The sequence below is a fragment of the Kitasatospora sp. NPDC024654 genome, from assembly GCF_055559155.1.
Genome location: NZ_JBVHLF010000006.1, coordinates 1 through 15,306, shown reverse-complemented (window position 1 = coordinate 15,306; position 15,306 = coordinate 1). Strand labels below are relative to the sequence as shown.

General features: G+C 74.2%; 12 protein-coding genes and 1 tRNA gene. 5 read left to right on the top strand and 8 right to left on the bottom strand.

Annotated elements, in window-relative coordinates; all coding sequences use genetic code 11:
- Positions 1-90 precede the first annotated feature (90 nt).
- From ACZ38L_RS05430 to ACZ38L_RS05420, 3 genes are all read right to left on the bottom strand, one after another.
- Positions 91-1,989, bottom strand: coding sequence for an AfsR/SARP family transcriptional regulator (locus tag ACZ38L_RS05430; protein WP_465689464.1), 1,899 nt, complete (start codon positions 1,987-1,989; stop codon positions 91-93).
- Positions 1,990-2,179: 190 nt separating this feature from the next.
- Positions 2,180-2,253, bottom strand: a tRNA-Met gene (locus ACZ38L_RS05425).
- A gap of 90 nt (positions 2,254-2,343) precedes the next feature.
- Positions 2,344-5,217: a UPF0182 family membrane protein gene (locus tag ACZ38L_RS05420; protein ID WP_465689684.1), complete on the bottom strand. Its 2,874-nt coding sequence runs from the start codon at positions 5,215-5,217 to the stop codon at positions 2,344-2,346.
- 203 nt (positions 5,218-5,420) lie between these two features.
- On the opposite strand from ACZ38L_RS05420, the gene ACZ38L_RS05415 reads away from it, so the two are divergent.
- Positions 5,421-5,984 carry a PPA1309 family protein gene (locus ACZ38L_RS05415; protein ID WP_465689462.1) on the top strand — a complete coding sequence of 188 codons (564 nt, stop codon included), beginning with the start codon at positions 5,421-5,423 and terminating at the stop codon, positions 5,982-5,984.
- Positions 5,985-6,071: 87 nt separating this feature from the next.
- Here the strand turns inward: ACZ38L_RS05415 and ACZ38L_RS05410 are convergent, their stop codons facing one another.
- The 4 genes from ACZ38L_RS05410 to ACZ38L_RS05395 all read right to left on the bottom strand — a co-directional run bounded on the left by ACZ38L_RS05410 (position 6,072) and on the right by ACZ38L_RS05395 (position 9,275).
- Positions 6,072-7,157 (bottom strand): YlbL family protein, encoded by a 1,086-nt coding sequence (locus ACZ38L_RS05410; RefSeq protein ID WP_465689460.1) that lies wholly within the window; start codon positions 7,155-7,157, stop codon positions 6,072-6,074.
- Between the two features lie 55 nt (positions 7,158-7,212).
- Entirely contained in the window at positions 7,213-7,401 is a 189-nt protein-coding gene (locus ACZ38L_RS05405) for a hypothetical protein (RefSeq protein ID WP_396557735.1), read from the bottom strand.
- A gap of 155 nt (positions 7,402-7,556) precedes the next feature.
- On the bottom strand, positions 7,557-8,000 hold the full coding sequence (locus ACZ38L_RS05400) for a molybdenum cofactor biosynthesis protein MoaE (RefSeq protein ID WP_465689457.1): 444 nt from the start codon (positions 7,998-8,000) through the stop codon (positions 7,557-7,559).
- A gap of 126 nt (positions 8,001-8,126) precedes the next feature.
- Positions 8,127-9,275, bottom strand: coding sequence for an NAD-dependent epimerase/dehydratase family protein (locus tag ACZ38L_RS05395; protein ID WP_465689455.1), 1,149 nt, complete (start codon positions 9,273-9,275; stop codon positions 8,127-8,129).
- A 188-nt stretch (positions 9,276-9,463) separates the two neighbouring features.
- Between ACZ38L_RS05395 and ACZ38L_RS05390 the strand changes: the two genes are divergently transcribed.
- Complete coding sequence (locus ACZ38L_RS05390) at positions 9,464-10,963, top strand: zinc-dependent metalloprotease (protein ID WP_465689453.1); 1,500 nt, start codon at positions 9,464-9,466, stop codon at positions 10,961-10,963.
- Positions 10,964-11,007: 44 nt separating this feature from the next.
- Complete coding sequence (locus ACZ38L_RS05385; RefSeq protein WP_465689682.1) at positions 11,008-11,580, top strand: NUDIX hydrolase; 573 nt, start codon at positions 11,008-11,010, stop codon at positions 11,578-11,580.
- 50 nt (positions 11,581-11,630) lie between these two features.
- Here the strand turns inward: ACZ38L_RS05385 and ACZ38L_RS05380 are convergent, their stop codons facing one another.
- Positions 11,631-12,284 (bottom strand): M48 family metallopeptidase, encoded by a 654-nt coding sequence (locus ACZ38L_RS05380; RefSeq protein WP_396557744.1) that lies wholly within the window; start codon positions 12,282-12,284, stop codon positions 11,631-11,633.
- Between the two features lie 220 nt (positions 12,285-12,504).
- On the opposite strand from ACZ38L_RS05380, the gene ACZ38L_RS05375 reads away from it, so the two are divergent.
- Both ACZ38L_RS05375 and ACZ38L_RS05370 read left to right on the top strand, forming a co-directional pair.
- A complete protein-coding gene (locus tag ACZ38L_RS05375; RefSeq protein WP_465689450.1) occupies positions 12,505-13,584 on the top strand; it encodes a ThiF family adenylyltransferase in 1,080 nt (359 codons plus the stop codon).
- A 172-nt stretch (positions 13,585-13,756) separates the two neighbouring features.
- Positions 13,757-15,106, top strand: a complete 1,350-nt coding sequence (locus ACZ38L_RS05370) for an ABC1 kinase family protein (RefSeq protein WP_465689448.1) — start codon at positions 13,757-13,759, stop codon at positions 15,104-15,106.
- The last annotated feature ends 200 nt before the right edge of the window (positions 15,107-15,306 follow it).

Genomic DNA, 15,306 nt, shown 5'->3' with positions numbered 1-15,306 from the left:
CAAGGGCTCGCGTTCCGACCGCCCGCCGGCCACTCCCCGGACACCGGCCGCTCACCCGCCCAGGCTCGGATCGCCCCGAAGAGCCGCAGGTCAGCCCGGTCGACCGGGGGACGGCGGACGCGTCCACGACATCCGGATTCCATTCGCCGTCCATTCGCCGGACCGCCCGTAGCAGGCCGTCAGCGAGTGCGCGTGGTATTCGCCGTCGCCCTCCGGCCGCAGCAGGCCGTGCTCGGCCAGCAGGTCGAGCAGTTCCTCCGCCCGCGGCACGTCCACCCCCAACTCCCCAGCCACGGCGGGCCCGAGGAAGCGGGTGCCACCGGACCGGCAGAGTCGCCGGAACGCCACGGCGGCGGCCGGACCGCCCGGGCCGCGGCGCAGCCGTCGCTCGGCCGAGACCAGTGCCGCCACCACTCCCCCACCACCCGGACCGAGTTCGGCCAGCCACCGGGTCTCCTCGGTCAGCCGCTCGGCCAGCCCGGCCAGCCCCCGCCCGGGACGCGCGGCGACCCGGGCCGCGGCGGCCCGCAGCGCCAGCGGCCACCCCGCGCAGACCGCCAGCACGGCCTCGGCCGCCGACCCGTCCGCCTCACCCGCCCCGGCACCGACCGCCGCGGCCCGACGCAGCAAGCGGCCCGCCTCGGCCGGCCCGAGCCCGCCGAGCGGTACCACCCGCGCCCCGGCCGGCCCGAGCGCCCGCCCGCGCCCGGTCACCAGCACCGCGCAGCTCGGTGCCCCCGGCAGGACCGCCGTCACCTGCGCCGCGTCCGCCGCGTCGTCCAGCACCAGCAGCAGCCGCCGCCCCCAGGTGACCGACCGGAACAGCGCCGCGCGCTGCTCCAACTCCACTGGCAGCGCGCCGGGTTCGACACCGAGGTCGGTGAGCAGCCGGCCCAGCAGGCGACCGGGCGACCGGGGCCGGTCGGCCGCGTCGTGCAGCGCCGCCCAGAGCTGCCCGTCCGGGAACCGCTCGCGCAGCAGGTGCGCGGTGTGCACCGCGAGTGCCGTCTTGCCGATCCCGGGCGGACCGGTCAGCACCGCCACCGACACGGTGGCCGGTCGGCGGTCCGGAGCGAGGATCCGCCGCAACGCCCGGACCTCCGCCACCCGTCCGGTGAAGTCCGCTGGCTCGCCCGGGAGTTGGGCCGGACGCCAGAACGGTCGGGCCGGCCCGGCGAGCATCGCGGCGGGCCGGCCCGGCTCCAACTCCGGGTCGGCCCGCAGGATCCGCTGGTGCAGCTCGTCCAACTCCCGCCCAGGCTCCAGCCCGAGCTCGGCGACCAGCTGGTGTCTGGTCTCCGCGAAGACCGCCAGCGCCTCGCCCTGCCGGCCGGCCCGGTAGAGCGCCAACATCAGCAGCCCGCGCAGCCGTTCACGAAGCGGATGCGCGGCGGCCAGCAGACCCAGTTCGGCCACCACCTCGCGGTGGCGCCCCAGCAGCAGCGCCAACTCGAACCGCTCCTCCTGCGCGGCCAGCCGCAGTTCGACCAACCGGCCACGATGCAGCGCGGCGCACGGACCGGGCAGGCCGTCCAGCGGCACCCCGCGCCAACTCGCCAGCCCGCCTTCCAGGGTGGCCTCGCAGCCGGCCAGGTCCCCGGCCGCTCGCTGCTCGCGGGCCCGCGCCCGGGCCGCCTCGAAGAGCCGCAGGTCCAGGCAGCCCGGCTCGACCAGCAGCCGGTAGCCGGCCCCCTCGGTGGCGAGCACCCCGCCGAGCGACCGCCGGGTCCGACCGGGATCCACCACCCGCCGCAGCCGGGAGACGTAAGTCGCCACCAGCCCGGGCGAGTTACCGGTGGCCCGGGCACCCCAGACGGCCTGCACCAACTGCTCACGGGAGACCGGCTCGTTGGCGTTGAGCAGCAGCACCGCGAGCACCGCCCGCTGCATCGCGGGCCCCAACGCGCTTTCCACGCCGGCCCGGTGGACCCGCAACGGTCCGAGCAGTTCGTACTGGAGCGGCCCGCCGTCCACCTCCGGCCCGGGCATCGGCCCCCGCTCCTCTCCACCTCGGGCGGCCGCCCGCCGGGTGGACCCACGGTGGACCAGCCGCCGGGCCGCGTCAACACACCGGGAGATGAGAAATCGCCGGGACGGTGCGACCCCGACGAAGACCGAGGACAGCGAAGGCCGAAAACGCCGAAGGCCCGGAGGAATTCCTCCGGGCCTTCGGCGAGAGTAGCGGGGACAGGATTTGAACCTGCGACCTCTGGGTTATGAGCCCAGCGAGCTACCGAGCTGCTCCACCCCGCGTCGTTGTGTCTCAACAATAGCACGATCACGGACCACCCCACGCACCCCGCCGGTCACGGGGTGCGCGGGAGCCCGGCTCGGCGTCACGACTCAGGGCCGCTGCTCGGCCGCCGCCGCGGCGTTCAGCGCGTTCTGCAGCGCCTGCTGCGCCGTGCCGTACGCCGCCCAGTCGCCGTTCTTCAGCGCGGTCTGTCCGTTCGTGAAGGCCTGCTGGGCATCCGCCAACGCCTTCCGCAGCGCGGCGTCGCCCCCCGGCGACTGCGACGCCCCACCACCCGACGCCCCACCACCCGATGCCGAGCCGCCGGACGACGCCGTCCCGGTGGCCCCGCCGGCCCCGCCCAGCACCTTGGCCAGCGCCGCTTGAAGGGTGTCCTCGAAGGCCACGTTGTCGTTGCCGTACACCGCGAGCACCTTCTGCAGCACGGGGTAGTTGGCGCCGCGCCCCTTCACGTACACCGGCTCCACGTTGAGGAACCCGCCGCCCACCGGCAGGGTGAGCAGATTGCCGTACTCCAGGTCGGAGTCACTGCCGTTCTTCAACAGGGTGAGCTGGTTGGCCACGTCCGGATTGGAGTTGAACTGCGACTGCACCAGCTTGGGCCCCAGCGTCTTGCTGTCGCTCGGCACCCTCAGGATCCGGATCTTCCCGTAGTCCGGCCCGGGATCGGAGTCCACCGACATGAAGGCCGCCAGGTTGTCCCGCCCGCTCGGTACGAAGGTGCTGGTCAGTGAGAAGGTCGCGGCGGACTGGTCGGGCATCCGCAGGGTCAGGTAGTAGGGCGGCTGAGCCTGGCCGGTGTCGTTGGTCGGGTCGACCGGCACCTGCCAGATGTCCGTCCCGTTGAAGAAGGAGTTCGGGTCGGTCATGTGGTACATCCCGAGCAGGTCGCGCTGCACCTTGAACAGGTCCTGCGGGTAGCGCAGGTGTGGCAGCAGCGCGGCCGGGATGGCGCTGCGCGGCTGGACCGTGCCGGGGAACGCCTTCATCCAGGTCTTCAGCACCGGGTCGGTGTCGTCCCACTGGTAGAGCGTCACCTGCCCGGTGTACGCGTCCACCGTGGCCTTCACCGAGTTGCGGATGTAGTTGACCTGGTTGGCGGGTGTCAGCACCCCGCCGCGCTGGTCGCTCAGCGAGTCCTTGGTGGCGTCGCCCAGCGTGGTCCGGGTGGAGAACGGATAACCGTCCGAGGTGGTGTAGCCGTCCAGCACCCAGGTCAGGTGACCGTTCTGCACCACCGGGTACGGGTCGCCGTCGATCGCCAGCCAGGGCGCGACCTTCTCCACCCGCTGCTGCGGCGTGCGGTTGTCGAGCAGCCTGGCGCCCTTGGTGATCGCCCCCGAGTAGAGGATCTGCGGCTCGTGGTACTTCACCGCGTAGGCGGCCCGGGTGATCGGGTCGTTCAGCGAGACCCCGCTGCCGCCCTGGTACTGGTAGGTCTGGTCGCCGCTGTCCGCGGTGTAGTCGATCTCCCGGTTGCTGCCGCCGACGATGGCGTAGGTGTCGGTCTTCTCGCCGTAGTAGATCCGCTGCTGGTAGTCGCCCAGCGAGCCGGTGGTGGGCAGTCCGGACTCCGTGAAGACCGGCTGGCCCTTGTCGTTGACCTGGTTGCCCTTGGCCGCCACCACGCCGTAGCCGTGGGTGTACTTGAAGTGGTCGTTGATCCAGTTGCGCTGCTGGACACCGTTCAGGTCCAGCTCGCGCAGGCCGATCACGGTGTCCTGGGTGCCGCCGGCCGACGGGTAGCGGTCCACGTCCAGGGTGGACGGGAACCCGTAGTAGGAGCGCTGCTGCTCGATCTGCTGGAAGGTCGGCGAGACCACGTTCGGGTCGAGCAACCGGATGTCCGCGATGGTCTGGGCGTCCGGCGCGACCGCCCCGGCGTTGGTCGAGCCGGCCGGGGTGTACTGCTGGGTCTGGCTGTCCGCGATCCCGTAGGCCTGCCGGGTCGCGTCGATGTTCTGCTTGAGGTAGGGCGTCTCCTTGGCCTGCTCGTTCGGCTTGACCTGGAACTGCTGCACGATCGCCGGGTAGAGCCCGCCGATCAGCACCGCCGAGAGCGCCATCAGCCCGAAGCCGATCAGCGCCGGTGCCCAGGTCCGCCGGACCGGGGTGAGGAAGAACAGCACCGCGCAGATCAGCGCCACGAAGAACAGGATGGTCTTGGCCGGCAGCACCGCGTTGGCGTCCACGTAGCGCAGGCCCGTCCAGCCGGCCACGCCCTTGTAGGCGCCGGTCTTCACCGCCAGCCCGTACCGGTCCAGCCAGTACGCGGCCGCCTTGAGCAGCACGAAGACCCCCAGCAGCACCGCGAGGTGGCCCTGCGCCCCGACGCCGACCCGTCGCCCGGGGCCCTGCAGCCGCAGGCCGCCGTAGAGGTAGTGCACCGCCAGCGCGGCGGCCAGCGAGACCACCACCGCGCTGAACGCGAAGCCCAGCAGGAACTCGTACCACGGCAGGTCGAAGGCGTAGAACGCGACGTCCAGGTGGAACTGGCCGTCCTTGGTCCCGAACGGCGTCGCGTTCGTCCACAGCAGCCAGAGCCGCCACTTGCCGGACGCGGCCGCCCCGGCGATCAGGCCGATCACCAGCGAGACGCCGAGCAGCGCCAACCGCCGGTACGGCGCGAGGCCGCTCCGGTAGCGGTCCAGGCTCTGCTGCTCGACCGACATCGCCGACAGCGGCGGGCGCAGCCGGTACGCCAGCCAGATGTTCGCCCCGGTGACCACTGCCATCACCAGCCCGAAGGCGGCGAACAGCCCGAGCTGCGTGCACAGCCGGGTGGTGAAGACCGAGGCGTAGTGGACCGAACGGAACCAGAGCCAGTCCGTCCAGAACCCGGCGAACAGCACGAACGCCAGGAACAGCAGGAGCAGCAGACCGACGGTGAGCACCAGCGCCCGGATGCGCCGAGAGGGCGGGCCGACTCTTGGACGGAACCCCGACCCGCCACGGTCGGGCATCTGGAACACCAAGGGGGCACCTCTGCTGTGGTCGGACGGCCAGGGACGATGGAGCCGGGTGGGTGACACCGGGTTTGCCGGGCGGCCCACCCAGAGCAACTTAATCGGCCGTCGGCCGAGTTCCCAGGCGCCCGGTGCGTTCCCCGGGCGGCCACCCCGGCCACCGGGCGTCGGCGCGGCCCGGGGCGTGTGAGGATTGAGCCATGTCCGATGCCCGTAACACCCCCGCCGACGCCGGCCTCCCGCCGGCCGCGACCCCGCTGACCCGCGCCGCCCTGGAGATCGACGAGTACGTCGCGGGGCTCGGCTGGGACCTGCCCGCCCGGCTGTTCGCCCTGGTGGACAGCGCCCAGCTGCGCCGGACCGACCCGGCCCTCGCCAAGCAGCTCGGGCTCGACGCCGCGCAGGACGGCTCGCTGACCCCGGTCGAGCAGGACGAGCTGCCCGCCGGCATGGCGCTGGACGAGTTCCTCGGCACCATCGCCTGGCCGGACATGGTGGCCGGCTGCGCCCTGGTGGTCGAGCGGCTGATGCTGCCGCCGGGCGCCGAGAAGACCCGCCCGGCCAACGCCACCGAGGCGCAGATCGCCGAGTGGGTGGCCAACCACCCGGACCGCCAGGAGGTCCGGATCACCGCGGCCGTGCTGCGCGACGGCAAGCGCGAGACGGCGCTGCGACTGCGCGAGAAGGACCTCGCCCGTGAGGTGCTGACCGGTCCCGACCTGGTTCCCGGCCTGACCAAGGCGCTGCTGGCGACCTTCGCCTAGGACCTCGGGACGCTCCGCCCGCTGACCCGCCCCGGTCGAGGAGCCGCGCGGGTCAGGGCGCGGAGCGGGGTCGCGGGGCGGAGCGGGTCAGGAGGCGGAGCAGGACGGCAGCGCGGAGTCCTGCCCGGCCCGGATCTGCGCCAGCGCCTTGAGCGCGCCGTCCAGCGTCTGCACCTTGATCAGCCGCAGCCCGCTCGGGGTGTCCTTGCTCGCCTCCGCGCAGTTGTCGGCGGGGGTGAAGAAGTACTGCGCACCGGCGTCCCGGGCGGCGATCTCCTTCATCGAGATCCCGCCGATCGCGCCGACGTTCCCGTTGTCGTCGATCGTCCCGGTGCCGGCCACGAACGTGCCGCCGGTCAGGTCGGTCGGGGTCAGCTTGTCGATCACGCCGAGCGAGAACATCAGCCCGGCGCTGGGGCCGCCGACGTCCTGCAGCCCGATGTCGATGTTGAACGGGTACGTGTGCGTGGTGCCGGGGACGATCCCGACCATGGCCCGGTTGGGGTCGTCCGGCGCCTTGGTGGTGGTGATGGTGACCTGCTGCTCGTCCGCCGGGTTCGGGGTGGCGCTGGCCTTGTCGTGCGGGACGACCGTGAAGACCACGTTCTCGCCCGGCTTGTGCTTGGTGACCAGCGGCGCCACCTTGGCCGGGTCGGTGACCGGGGTGCCGTCCACCGCGACGATCTGGTCGCCCGCGTGCAGCTTGCCCTCGGACGGGCTGCCGGCCACCACCGAGGAGACGATCAGCTCGGTGCCCACGGGGTAGCCGAGCTCGGTGAGCGCCGCGGTCTTGGCGCTGTCCTGGGAGGAGGCGAACTCCTCGGCGTTCTCCTGCTCGGCCTGCTGCTCGGTCTGGTTCGGCGGGTAGATGCTGCTGTGCGGCACCACCAGCACGTCGCTGCGCAGCCAGCCGACCACCACCGAGACCAGGCTCGGCTGGTAGTTCGCGCCGGTGACCTGGACGGTCGTCATGTTGAGGTGCCCGCTGACCGGATAGGTCTGGTGCCCGCTGATGCTGATCACCGGGGTGCCGGCCTTGTCCTGCGCGCCGAGCGTGTTGTAGGTCGGCCCGGGGCTCAGCTCGGTGTACGGCACCTTCATCAGCACGGAGGCGCAGAGCAGCGCTATGAGCAGCAGGGTGGCGGCGAGCATCGTCGCAGAGCGGCGTGGCATGCCACGACAGTACGGGACCAGTGCCACTCGGCGCCCCCCGGGTCCGCGAGCGCCCCTACTCGACCGGGTCCTCGGGCCGGCGGGCGACGGTGGTACTGCGCTCCATCGCTGCCAGGAAGCGCTGGTGCTCGGCGAGCGAGGCGCCGTCGCCGGTGGCCCGCGGCGGGCGGGCGGCCCAGGCCGCCCAGAGAGCGGCCAGCAGCGCCGCGACGACGGGGATCCCCAACCAGGCGAGCGCTGCCATGTCCCATCTCCCAGTTCATCGTGCCTATCAGCACATTAACCGCCCGGACGGAGAACGGCCTCGGCGCCAACCGGGTTACGACGCCCCGCGTGTCACCACCCCAAGGGCGCATTGGTCGGACCGGAAGGCCGCCATCCGGAGGACGGCGGGAGCGCTCAGCAGGAACCGGCGCCGACCCACTCCTCCTCGCCGTCGGTGAAGACCTGGTGCTTCCAGATCGGCACCTCGTGCTTGATGTCGTCGATCAGCCTGCGGGCGGCGGCGAAGGCCTCGCCACGGTGCGGGCAGGAGACCGCGACGATCACCGCCGCGTCGGCGATCTCCAGCCGGCCGACCCGGTGCACCGCGGCCAGCGCCCGGACCGGGAAGTCGGCCACCACCTTCTCCGCGATCCGGCGCATCTCGGCCTCGGCGCTCGGGTGGCAGCTGTACTCCAGGGCGGCCACCGACTTCCCGCCGTCGTGGTCACGGACCGTGCCGACGAAGACGGTGGTGCCACCGGCGGCGTCGTCGCCGACCGCGGCGTGGACCTCGTCGAGGGAGAGCGGGGCCTCCCGGATCGCGAGCAGCCGGATGGGATCGTCGTGGTTCTCGGACATGCCTCCATGATTGCCGATGCCGGCCGGGGCCCGGCAAGAGCCCGCTCGTCCCACGATTCCCGGCCCACGACGGCCCGGACTTGGCGGGTTGTCCAAGTCCGGGACACCCCCGGTGGAATCCGGACGCTAGATCCGGCGGCGCTTGCGGGCCCGACGGACCAGCGCCGCCGTGCCCACCAGGGCCACCGTCGCCCCCGCCGCGCCCAGGCTGGTCGCGGCCTCCTTGCCGCCGAGCCGCCGACCGGCCACCGCGTGCTTGCCCGAGACCTGCTCCAGCAGTTCGGCCAGCACCTCCTCGTTGGTGTACCGCGGCCGCCAGCCCGCCTCGTGCAGCCGGCTGCCGGAGACCACCCAGGGGTACATGGTGTACGCCAGGTCCCCCGCGGGCGCCGGGGTCAGGCCCAGCCGGTGCAACCGGGCCGCGGTGCCCAGGGCCAGCGAGGCCGGCAGCTCCATCCGCCGGATCCCGGAGAGCTCCTCGACGTCCTCCTGCTCCAGCCAGCCGTCGCAGCCGACCGTCATCTCGCCCTCGACCAGGCCCAGCGCGGCGTACTCCAGCGCCGAGGCCAGGTCGTCCAGGTGGCAGAACTGCCAGCACGGCCGGGAGCCGGCCACCACCAGCAGCCGGGGCGCCTCGAAGTGCCGGGTCAGCACGGTGTCCACGCCCGGCCCGACCACCACGGCCGGCCGCAGCACGGTGACCTGCAGCCCCGGGTGCGCGCGCGGCGCCCGGTGGGCCAGCCGCTCGATCTCCAGCAGGTCGCCGACCAGGCTGGCCTCCTCGGTGGCCCGCAGCTCGGAGTCCTCGGCGAGCGGCACCTCGTTGTCCGCCAGCGCGCCGTAGACCATCGCCGAGGTGCAGAGCACCACCCGGTGCACCCCGGCCGCGGCGGCCGCGGTCAGCACGGTCTGCGCACCACGCACGTTGTAGGCGCTGCGGGCCCGCGGGTCGGACGCCATGCCGAGGTCCATCGCCAGGTGCACCACCACGTCGACCCCGCGCAGCCGCTCGGCCACCACCGGGTCGCGGACGTCCAGCACCCGCCACTGCACTCCGGCGGCCTCACCGCGGCGGTCGTCGATCGCCAGCACCCGGCGGACCCCGGGTGAGTCGACCAGGCGCGCGGCCAGGCGCTCGCCGAGCACCCCGGCGGCGCCGGTGACGGCGACGGTGAGCGGCGGACCGCCGTAGGCTGGGGACGGTGAACCCGGGGTGGCCTGGTCCTCCTCGCCTCCGGTCAGCCCAGAGCGAACGTCCGAGGGCGGGGAACTCACCGGCCATCCTCCACGGTTAGCTTATGTGCGTACGTACGAGTGTCACGTACCGTCCATCCTGCCCGAGGAGAGGGCTCGGCGGTGCACCCGGCGCGGGTGAGCCCGCCCCGAGCCGTCGCCGAGGCCGTTCCCCCACTGCTTTTCCCGCCACTCCAACCGCGTGACGGCCGACCAGATCGAGGACCCCCGTGAGCGACCTCCCCTTCGGATTCGGTGTCCCGCCCGAGGAGCCCGAGGACGGCAAGGACGGCAAGAAGGACGACCAGGGCAAGTCCGACAGCGGGCCCTCGCAGCCGCAGCCCTTCGGCTTCGGCGGCAACCCGCTCGGCGCGCTCTTCGGCATGGGCGGCGCCGGTGGCCCGGGCGGCGACAACCCCTTCGCCGCGATGATGGGCGGCTTCAACCCGAACGACCTGGGCGCCGCGTTCCAGCAGCTCGGCCAGATGCTCTCGTTCGAGGGCGGCCCGGTGAACTGGCAGCTGGCCAAGGACATCGCCCGGCAGACCGTGGTGGCCGAGCCGGCCGAGGGCAAGGCGAAGGACCGCTCGGTGGGCGCCGCCGAGCGCTCCGCGGTCGCCGAGGCGGTCCGGCTGGCCGACCTCTGGCTCGACTCGGCCACCGAGTTCCCGTCCGGCGGCGGCACGGCGGTGGCGTGGAGCCGTGCCGAGTGGATCGAGGCCACCCTGCCGGTCTGGCAGGAGCTGGTGGACCCGGTCGCCGAGCGGGTCGGCAACGCCATGGGCGGCGTGCTGCCCGAGGAGATGCAGGCCATGGCCGGCCCGCTGATGGGCGTGATGCGCTCGATGGGCGGCGCCATGTTCGGCACCCAGATCGGCCAGGCGCTGGGCGCGCTGGCCGCCGAGGTGCTCGGCTCGACCGACGTCGGCCTGCCGCTCGCGCCGGCCGGCAAGGCCGCGCTGCTGCCGCAGAACATCGCCGAGTTCGGCGAGGGCCTGAGCGTGCCGGCCGAGGAGGTGCGGCTCTACCTGGCCCTGCGCGAGGCCGCCCACCAGCGGCTCTTCGCCCACGTGCCGTGGCTGCGGGCGCACCTGTTCGGCGCGGTCGAGGCGTACGCCCGGGGCATCAAGGTCGACACCTCCCGGATGGAGGAGTTGATGGGCCGGCTCGACCCGGAGAACCCCGAGGCGCTCCAGGAGGCGCTGTCGAACGGGCTGCTGCAGCCCGAGGACACCCCCGCGCAGAAGGCCGCGCTGGCCCGACTGGAGACGGCGCTCGCGCTGGTCGAGGGCTGGGTGGACGCGGTGGTGCACGCCGCCGCCGAGCCCCACCTGCCGCAGGCCGGTGCCCTGCGCGAGACACTGCGCCGCCGCCGAGCCTCCGGCGGACCGGCCGAGCAGACCTTCGCCACCCTGGTCGGCCTGGAGCTGCGACCGCGCCGGCTGCGGGACGCCTCCCGGCTGTGGGCCTCGCTGGCCGACGCGCGCGGGCTGGAGGGCCGGGACGCACTCTGGGAGCACCCCGACATGTTGCCCACCGCCACCGACCTGGACGACCCGGACGGCTTCGTGCACCCGGCGGGCGAGGAGCCGGCCGAGGGCGCGATCGACTTCGACGCCTTCGACAAGCTGCTGGGCGAGGCCGCCGCGGGCCGCCCGGAGGACTCGGCCGGCTCCGGCGACTCGGCCGGCTCGGACGACGAGGGCAAGGACGGCGGCCCGGCCGCATGAGCCGGGAGACCACCACCGTCACCGATCCGATGCACGCCGATCCGATGCACGCCGATCCGATGCACGCCGACGCGGTGCGGGCGCTGAGCGCCTGGGCACCCGGCGACCCGGCGCAGGACGAGCTGCGGCTGGCCTACCTGGCGCACCTCGCGGAACGCCCGGACGGGCTCTGGCGCGACTGCCTGCCCGCACACGTCACCGCGTCCGCGCTGGTCGTCGACCCGGCGGCCGGGCGGGTGCTGCTCACCCTGCACCCCAAGGTCGGGCTCTGGCTGCAGACCGGCGGCCACTGCGAGCCGGGCGACGGCACGCTCGCCGGCGGCGCGCTGCGCGAGGCGACCGAGGAGTCCGGGATCGCCGGCCTGACGCTGCTCGCCGGGCCGAACGGCCCGCTGCCGGTCAAGCTCGACCGGCACGAGGTGCACTGCGCCGGCAAGGACCGCCCGGCCAACACCCACCTCGACGTGCAGTACGTCGTGCTGGCTGCGCCCGGCGCCCGCGAGGTGATCAGCGAGGAGTCGCTGGAGCTGCGCTGGTTCGACTACGACGCCCTGCCGGAGCTCACCGACGACTCGGTGCGGGTGCTGGTCGCCCGGGCCCGTGAGCTGACCGCCTGACCGTCCGATGCCTGGCCGTCCGAACGTCGGGCGGCCGGACGGCCGGCGCGTCACTCGCAGCCGGTGGGCTCCTCGGCCCCTCCCGCGGCCCGGGCCCCCGGGATGTGCGGCAGCCGGGCGGCCGCCGCCACGCCCTCCAGGTAGCCGCGGGCCCGCTCGGTGCGCGGGTAGGCCTCCAGCAGCTCCCAGAACCGTGGGCCGTGGTCGGGCACCAGCAGGTGGGCCAGCTCGTGCAGCAGCACGTAGTCCAGCACGTACTCCGGCATGCCCTGCAGCCGGTGCGAGAGCCGGATGGTGCGCTCGCTCGGAGTGCAGGAGCCCCAGCGGGAGTTCTGGTTGGTGACCCAGCGGACCTGCTCCGGGCGGGCCCGGCCGGCCAGGTAGGCGGCGGAGAGGCGCTGTGCGCGCTGCGCGAGGTCGTCGTCGCCGAGGCTGCGGCGGCTCTCCTGGGCGGCCAGTCGGTCGAGCATCTGGGCGACCCAGCGCTGCTCCTCGGAGGGCGACATCCGGGCCGGGATCAGCACGATGGTCCGATCGCCCTCGCGGTAGGCCGAGACGGTGCGGCTGCGGCGGGCGCTGCGCCGGACCTCCACCGGACCGTGGCCCTGGCCGCGCGCCTGGCCGGACGTCGCGACTCCCGACCCGGCCGCTGGGCGGGCCCGCCGAGGCGACGCCGAGGGCTGGGAGTCCCGTTCGGCTGCCATGGCACACGACGGTACCGGCTGGCTGTGACGGATCGCCGGTGCCCTGGCCGAATTGTTGTCAACATCGGTCGCAAAGTGACCGACTGATCCGGCCGATCGTCGGATGTTACTCCCAGGGCTGTGGATAACCAGGGCCCCGGTTCCCGCAGTTCGGGCATGCTGATCTCACCCACCGTCCACATGCGCTGCCACAGGGTAGCGAGAAACAAGGGGGGCTCAGATGCGCCCGATGCTCAAGACGGCCCTGTCCCGGACCTGGCGGGATCCGGAGGTCCTGCAGTTCGGCACCGCGCCCGAGCGGGCCCAGCTGGCCAGCCCGGCCGACGCCCGGTTCTGCGCCTTCCTCGATCTGCTGGACGGCCGGCGGGACGCGGCCGCGGTGGTGGCCGCCGGCGCCGGGCTCGGCCTCGACCCGGAGTATGTCGAGCAGACGCTGCGCTCGCTCACCGAGGCCGGCCTGGTGGACGACTCCGCGGTCGCCGAGGCCGAGTTGGCCGGGCTGACCCGCACCAGGCGGGAGTTGCTCGACCCCGACCTGGCCTCGCTCTCGCTGCTCTACCCGGCGCCCGGCGAGGGGGCCAGGGTGCTGCGCCGGCGGAGCGCGGTCCAGGTCGAGGTGCGCGGCGCCGGCCGGGTCGGGGCGGCGCTGGCCGGCCTGCTGGCGGCCGCCGGGGTCGGCGCGGTCGTGGTGGTCGACCGGGGCCGGGTCGAGGCCGGGGACTGCGCGCCGGGCGGGATCCCGTTCCAGGACATCGGGCGACTGCGCGGCACGGCGGCCCGGGAGGCGGTGGGGCGGGCCGCCGGGGTGGCGGCACCCGCCCGGGAGGCGGTCCGGGCCGGGCCACCCGATCTGGTGGTGCTGGCCCCGCGGGACGGCAGCGGTGCCTTCGCGGGGGACGCCCCGCAGGCCCGCGAGCTGATCCGGGCCGGCGTCCCACACCTGTACGTCGGCGTGGTCGAGCACCTGGGCGTGGTCGGTCCGCTGGTGCTGCCCGGCGCCTCGGCCTGCGGCGGCTGCGTGGCGTTGGCCCGGACCGACCGGGACTCCGCCTGGCCCCGGCTGCTCGCCCAGCTGGCGGCCGAGGGGCCCGGCCGTCCCCGGGCGCCGGCCTGCGACGGCGCGGTCGCGGCGAGCGTGGCCGGCCTCGCCGCGCTGCACCTGCTGCTGCACCTGGACGGCGAGCGGCCGCCGAGCGTGGACGGCTGGTGCGAGATCTCCGCGGCCGACGGGATGGTCCGCCGGCTGCGGCTGCCACCGCACACCGACTGCGGCTGCTTCTGGCGTGAAGGCCGCTGGTAGCCGCTCGGGGGCTGCCAGGGGGCTGCCCGGAGCGCTCCGCACCGGCCGGGTCCGCCAGCCCCCGGGCCACGGCCGGGCCTTGGGAGTGAGCGGGCACAATGGCCTAGTGACCGCCGTCCTCCAGCGCCGCAGCCGCGGCGGCTGCCGGCACACGTTCGATTGGGAGGCCCGAGTGAGCGATCTTCCGCGCAAGGCTGTGACCCGTACCGCAAGACTCGCCGCCCTGCCCCTCGGGATCGCGGGGCGTGCCACGCTCGGGCTCGGCAAGCGGATCGGCGGGCGCTCGGCCGAGGCCGTCTCCGCCGAGCTCCAGCAGGCCACCGCGGACCAGCTGTTCAAGGTCCTCGGTGAACTCAAGGGCGGCGCGATGAAGTTCGGGCAGGTGCTCTCGGTCTTCGAGGCCGCGCTGCCGGAGGAGGTCGCCGGTCCCTACCGGGCCGCCCTGACGAAACTTCAGGACGCCGCGCCGCCGATGCCGGCCGCCAGCGTGCACGCTGCGCTCGCCGAGCGGCTCGGCGAGGACTGGCGGGCCCACTTCCGCGTCTTCGACGACCGGCCGGCCGCCGCGGCCTCGATCGGCCAGGTGCACCGCGCGGTCTGGCAGGACGGCCGCGAGGTCGCGGTCAAGGTCCAGTACCCGGGCGCGGGCGAGGCATTGCTCGCCGACCTCGGTCAACTCAGCCGAGTGGCCTGGCTGTTGGGTCCGCTGATCCCGGGGCTGGACATCAAGCCGCTGATCACCGAGCTGCGTGATCGGGTCTCCGAGGAGCTGGACTACGTCCTGGAGGCGGAGGCCCAGCAGTTGCACGCCGACGAGTTCGCCGACGACCCGGACTTCGTGGTGCCGCGGGTGGTGGCGCAGGCCGACCAGGTGCTGGTCACCGAGTGGCTCGGCGGCACCCCGCTGGCCGAGGTGATCGCCAGCGGCAGCCAGGCCGAACGCGACCGCGCGGGCCACCTGTTGGCCCGGTTCCTGTTCGCCGGGCCGGCCCGGACCGGCCTGCTGCACGCCGACCCGCACCCGGGCAACTTCCGCCTGTTGAAGGACGACGGTCCGGCGGCCGGCTGGCGGCTCGGGGTCCTGGACTTCGGCACGGTCGACCGGCTGCCCGGCGGCCTGCCCACCCCGATCGGCGACTCGCTGCGGATGGCCCTGGCCGGCGACGCGGTGGGCGTGCTGGAGATGCTGCGCGAGGAGGGCTTCGTGAAGCCCTCCATCGAGCTGGACCCGGACGCGGTGCTGGACTACCTGCTGCCGATCATCGAACCGGCCGCGGTGGAGCGCTTCCACTTCACCCGGCCCTGGATGCGCGCCCAGGCGGCCCGGATCGCCGATCCGCGCTCCCCCGCCTACAACCTGGGCAAGCAGCTCAACCTGCCGCCGGACTACCTGCTGATCCACCGGGTCACCCTGAGCACCATCGGGGTGCTCTGCCAGCTCGGCGCGCAGGCCCCGTTCCGGGCCGAGATGCTCGACTGGCTGCCGGGCTTCGCCGCGGCGGAGCAGGCCGCGGCGGAGTAGCGCCGGACGCGAGCGGGAGGACACCGGACAGCCCGCCGGCCGGGCCGCGACCCCTGTGCGGGGGTCGCGGCCCGGCCGGCGGGCCGATCGTTCCTCGGGGGAGCTGGTGGGGGGGGGGGGGGGGGGGGGGGGGGGGGGGGGGGGGGGGGGGGGGGGGGGGGGGGGGGGGGGGGGGGGGGGGGGGGGGGGGGGGGGGGGGG